This window comes from uncultured Cedecea sp., from assembly GCF_947498825.1.
GTDB lineage: Bacteria > Pseudomonadota > Gammaproteobacteria > Enterobacterales > Enterobacteriaceae > JGM124.
On the sequence record NZ_CANMLV010000050.1, the window covers coordinates 1 to 5607 of the forward strand.

A 5607-nucleotide genomic window follows, 5' to 3' on the forward strand; every position below is an offset into this window, starting at 1 on the left:
CCATTTCGCCCAGGGATTCCAGGGTTTGCGGTGATGTTCAAAAATATAAATTTTCTGTCGCTTACGATTAAACCGGATTGGCTGGCTTCTCGGGACAAATAAAGCCATTCTTAGATTTAACAAAATCATTGAAAATGAAAAAAATAAAAATAAAAATGACATCAGAAATATATTTAATTGAAATCCCAGAAGATATAAATCCACAATCGTCCATATAGCAATAACCGCTCCGATTATTGATGCAATAACACCCAACCACGCCCCCCCCCACATAATATTTTCATAACGGGGAACCTCCATCCAGATGTCGTTAATCTCAGTGACCTCTATTAGCTGCCCCGGAACAACTTGCTTCTCGCTATTTGCAGGTAAATCCTCTTCCCAGTTTTTTAGCCGGGGCGTAAGCAGAGGCTTGCGTGAAAAATAGTCGTCGACTGAGGCTTTGATCTCCTCTGGCGTGGCATAGCGCAAGACATCTTTTATGGTGAGCTGGCTTTCATTCACTGCCGGGTTTTGCGTGTTCTTATTCCTTGCTGAGTTTCGTTTTCTCTTATTTATTTTTGAACTCCGTTTTCCTTTTTCCATTTTTTCCTTTCTGATCCGTGGCTTTCAGGGTAAGCACAGTCATACTGTGTGGATCGGTTTTATTCGGCAGCAATATATAAAACAGGGCCACTGTTATTGCTCAGAAATCCGATTCAGGCGCCGTTCTGGATTCTCTGTCCAGGGCTTCCGGCCAGAGTGACGTTGCCTTTTTCTGAGGCCTGCCATCACCAGGCGGCGGATAGAGCGGATCCATCATCACGGGCTGGTGCTGCATATACTGACACCAGTGGCTCCACAACTCGCGCTGGAGCTGTATGTAGTATATCGAATAATTTAAAATAACACGCTCGGCCACCTTCCGCGTGCCGGGCTCACAGATGGTGCCATACAGTCGAAACCCTTGCTCGAAGCGATCGGTCTCGCGGCTGATTTCGCCGTGGATATCCGCCCAGTCGAACACCCTGACGGTGGTCGGCCATTTCGCCCAGGGATTCCAGGGTTTGCGGTGGTGCTCAAAAATATAAATTTTCTGTCGCTTACGATTAAACCGGACAGGCTGGCTTCTCGGGACAAATAAGGCCATTCTTAGATTTAACAAAATCATTGAAAATGAAAAAAACAAAAACAAGAAAGAAGTTAACAATGTCCAAAAATCTAACCCCAAAGGGTATAAATCCACAGTAATCCATATAAATATAACCGTTGGGATTATTGTTGTAATAACCCCAAACCATGCGCCACCCCACATAATATTTTCATAACGGGGAACCTCCATCCAAATGTCATTAATCTCTGTGACATGTATGAGCTGTCCCTGAACGACCTGCTTCTCGTTATTTGCGGGCAAATCCTCTTCCCAGTTTTTTAGCCGGGGCGTAAGCAGAGGCTTACGTGAAAAATAGCGGTCTACTGAGGCTTTGATCTCCTCTGGCGTGGCATAGCGCAAGATATCTTTTCTGGTGAGTTGGCTTTCACTGACTTCCGGGTTTTGCGTGTTCTTATTCTTTGCTGAGTTTCGTTTTCTCTTATTTATTTTTGAATTCCGTTTTCCTTTTTCCATTTTTTCCTTTCTTATCCGTGGCTTTCAGGGTAAGCATAGTCATACTCTGTGGATCGGTTTTCTTCGGGCAACAATATATAAAACAGGGCCAGTATTATTGCTCAGAAATCCGATTCAGGCGCCGTTCTGGATTCTCTGTCCAGGGCTTCCGGCCAGAGTGACTTTGCCTTTTTTTGAGGCCTGCCGTCGCCAGGCGGCGGATAGAGCGGATCCATCACCACAGGCTGGTGCTGCATATACTGGCACCAGTGGCTCCACAACTCGCGCTGGAGCTGTATGTAATATATCGAATAATTTAAAATAACACGCTCAGCCACCTTCCGCGTGCCGGGCTCACAGATGGTGCCATACAGTCGAAACCCTTGCTCGAAGCGATCGGTCTCGCGGCTGATTTCGCCGTGGATATCCGCCCAGTCGAACACCCTGACGGTGGTCGGCCATTTCGCCCAGGGATTCCAGGGTTTGCGGTGGTGCTCAAAAATATAAATTTTCTGTCGCTTACGATTAAACCGGATAGGCTGGCTTCTCGGGACAAATAAGGCCATTCTTAGATTTAACAAAATCATTGAAAATGAAAAAAACAAAAACAAGAAAGAAGTTAACAATGTCCAAAAATCTAACCCCAAAGGGTATAAATCCACAGTAATCCATATAAATATAACCGTTGGGATTATTGTTGTAATAACCCCAAACCATGCGCCACCCCACATAATATTTTCATAACGGGGAACCTCCATCCAAATGTCATTAATCTCTGTGACATGTATGAGCTGTCCCTGAACGACCTGCTTCTCGTTATTTGCGGGCAAATCCTCTTCCCAGTTTTTTAGCCGGGGTGTGAGCAGAGGCTTGCGTGAAAAATAGTGGTCTACTGAGGCTTTGATCTCCTCTGGCGTGGCATAGCGCAAGACATCTTTTATGGTGAGCTGGCTTTCACTGACTTCCGGGTTTTGCGTGTTCTTATTCCTTCCTGAGTTTCGTTTTCTCTTACTCATCCTTGTCCTTCCTAATCGGTAATCTTCAGGGTCAGTGTCATCAGACTCTGGGGATCGTTTTTATCCGGCCAGTAATCAATATTAAGTATCGCCTGGCCGTAACGTGTGCTGACCCATGCCAGCCCTTCTAACAGCAGGGCATTGCTATCCCAGCGCTGCGTTAACGTATTATTTAACGGAAGGCTTGGATGACGGGGGTGACGCAGAATATGGGAGCCATCATCTGTTAGTGAAGAAGCGCTATCTTTAATGCCTTTTATACCATACTGACTCACCAGCAATGGCTTAGACCCGCCATCGCCCTGTGCCACAAGCTTAAGATCCCATGCGGAGTCGGTGCTGTTACACCCCGGTAATCTGACGCGCATTTTTATTGCATCTTCAGAATCCCCGCGCTTTCCCATCAGGTTCTGATAATCCATTTCAGCCGTCATGCCACTCACAATCACTTTATACGCCATCAGCGCGGCGTACAGGTCTTCAGGGCTATCAATATCCCATACCGGATCCTTGCCACCGCGTTTCTCCGTCACGCCAAAACAGCCCGCGCTAAGCCACACTTCAAAGGGGCTTCTGATGGCATTCTCGGCCTGGATAGCCATCGTTGCCCCGGCGATCACCAGAAGCGCCGCCAGCCCCATGGGACCCATTAACGCAAACGAGCAAGAGTAAGCAGAATAGATGAACAAGAAACCTCCACCAATTGTGACTATGCCAGCCCCCCGGTACCAATTGGCGGCATCAGTTTCTCCAGCATTTTTTGCATCATACGCCTTAACCCACATCCCTATCCCATCAATAAGAGATGAAAAACCAGCAATTCCCCCTCCCAGCCGCAGCAGGGGGTGAACATATATCGGAACCCCCTTCACGACAACATTCGGAGTCAGATCCCATGGATTTGCCCGCACCAGCATATGGATAAAGCCGCTGGTTTCCACGGCTGAGCTCACCACCATGGTCATATTGGACACCAGCGTGAAGCGGGCATTGACGCTATTAACCGCGGTTTCCACGGCTTTAATATTGTCAGCCAGCGCCGACACCTGCAGAAAGAGCATGCCTCCCCCCAGTATCCCGCCCAGCGCATTCCCACTGATTAATCGCCGGGATAGCTGAACCTGCCCCTTGGTAACATTACCCTTTTGGCTTTGAGTCAGTTTGACTGGCGCGCGGCTTACCGTGTTATCCAGCGATACGTCAGCAATACGCAACTCGGATAACTCATTCAGTTTTGTACTGCTGGTAAGTTTTCCGTTATTCAATGACTGAATAAACTCGGCTGGCGCAGACTCTGCAACCATTGTCAGCGTTAATTTTTGCCTTAACACCACCGGGTCACTTACCTGTGGCAGACCGTTTGTCGATGCGCGCCTTAACGCGCGCTTGCCGTTTCGCAACTCGCCGCCATATTCAATGGCTTTGCCATTCATTGAAAGCTGGACGCGCGCAATATCACGATGCAGCTGCTGGTATTCTCTGACCGTCATCGTCACGTTGAACACGGTGACTTGCTTTCCGGTGGTCAGATAAATATTCCCCTGCACAATTCGGCTGTAGCCGTCCAGTACGGCCTGATCCAGTTTTTCATTCAGACGGCTGAATGCGCCGCTCATTGCCAGCATGCGTTGGGCAATCGCCTTTTGCACCCCTTCGGAATCAATCCAGTCGCCAATCTCTTTGCCATTCAATAAGGCTTTCAGATTGGTATAACCCGCACTTCCCCTGAAGACATCTTCAAGAACCGACTTTTTATTACCTAAAATCCCCAGATAAGCAGGGCTGGCGGGATCTTCCAGCCATTTTAACCAGACTTTTTCTGTCTCTTCATCGGTACTTCCTCCCTGAATGCAGGTGGCAATAGTCGATAACTGGGCAGCCCACCCGGCAGGGCAGGTTTCCGGGGCATAATCATGAGTGATAGTTGCCAGCCAGAACGGGGCCTGATACCAGGCAGCAAGGTCTTTTCCGATAGCCTCTATTCGCTGCTGATAACCCTGTAACATCTGTTGATGCTGCCTGACAAACTCGGCACGTTTCGATTCATGATAGTATTTCTGCAAGTGTGCTAACCTTCCGGCATAGGTTTCCCGGGCAACTTGTTGCGCCGGAATGGTGTATCCCGCAGCCGGATATCCGCTCACTGTTGATTCATGACGGGGTTTACTGCTTTCATCTGTCCGGGCTTTTAATGCAGTCAGGTATTGTTCAATCGCTTCAGAAATCATGTACTTACAACGTATTTCCGGCAATTCGTTGTAAAGTTGTCGCGCTTCCACAATTTCCAGCCGGCTGTTGTTCAGCTCCTGCACCACCCCCACACAGTCATTCAATGCCAGCGCAGCTATCTGGCACTGATACTGTACTCCCAGCTGGGCAACCCTGAGCCCAAGCGCATTTTCGCTTTCAATACGGGGATAAAAGCCATGGGCCCCCCCGGCTCGCTCAGCAATAACCTTGGGAGTATTAACAAAAAAATCAGTTGCAAACTCTGCCACGTTCGCTTTCATTGAAGCCAGCGAAGGATCAATAACAAATGCGCCTTCCACACTGGATGGGGTGCTTTTCAAGGTGGCTAACACTATTTCTGTGAAACGGCCGGAGGGGCGTTTTCCGCTTTTATACTCATCGAGGACATCCTTACTCCAGGGGTCACTGCTGAATGCCAGCGCTGCCTTTTGGTATTTTTTGTCATCAATGTTAATAAAACTTGCGTTGATACAGTGTCCCTGCTCCCGGCATGCCTTGCTTATCGGCTCCACCGTATCCCCTTCAGGCATCGCCATAGGATCAAACTGCCGCAGGTATCCCTCGGCCGTTACCTGATACGCCTGCCAGATCCGGTTATCCAGCAAGACGTATAAATACCCCATACGTAAAGTCCGCAATGCATATTTAAAGTCGCCTCCTGTCAGCTCGACATCCTGCTTGGGAACAACAGGCTTCCAGCCCGAGTTAACCAGGGCTTTTGGCACCGCCGCCACACGCAGTGGAAAAACGGGCACG

4 protein-coding genes are annotated in these 5607 nt (G+C 48.6%); all 4 read right to left on the bottom strand.

All coding sequences use genetic code 11. The annotated features are described in order from the left end of the window. A partial coding sequence (locus Q1A40_RS22800; RefSeq protein ID WP_367275786.1) for a DUF6708 domain-containing protein occupies positions 1-585 on the bottom strand: 585 nt, incomplete at its 3' end. A 100-nt stretch (positions 586-685) separates the two neighbouring features. Continuing rightward, entirely contained in the window at positions 686-1606 is a 921-nt protein-coding gene (locus Q1A40_RS22805) for a DUF6708 domain-containing protein (RefSeq protein ID WP_300006057.1), read from the bottom strand. A 101-nt stretch (positions 1607-1707) separates the two neighbouring features. Then, positions 1708-2601, bottom strand: coding sequence for a DUF6708 domain-containing protein (locus Q1A40_RS22810; RefSeq protein ID WP_300006059.1), 894 nt, complete (start codon positions 2599-2601; stop codon positions 1708-1710). A gap of 11 nt (positions 2602-2612) precedes the next feature. Further along, positions 2613-5607, bottom strand: a 2995-nt coding sequence (locus Q1A40_RS22815) for a T6SS effector BTH_I2691 family protein (RefSeq protein WP_300006061.1), incomplete at its 5' end; no start/stop codon positions are given.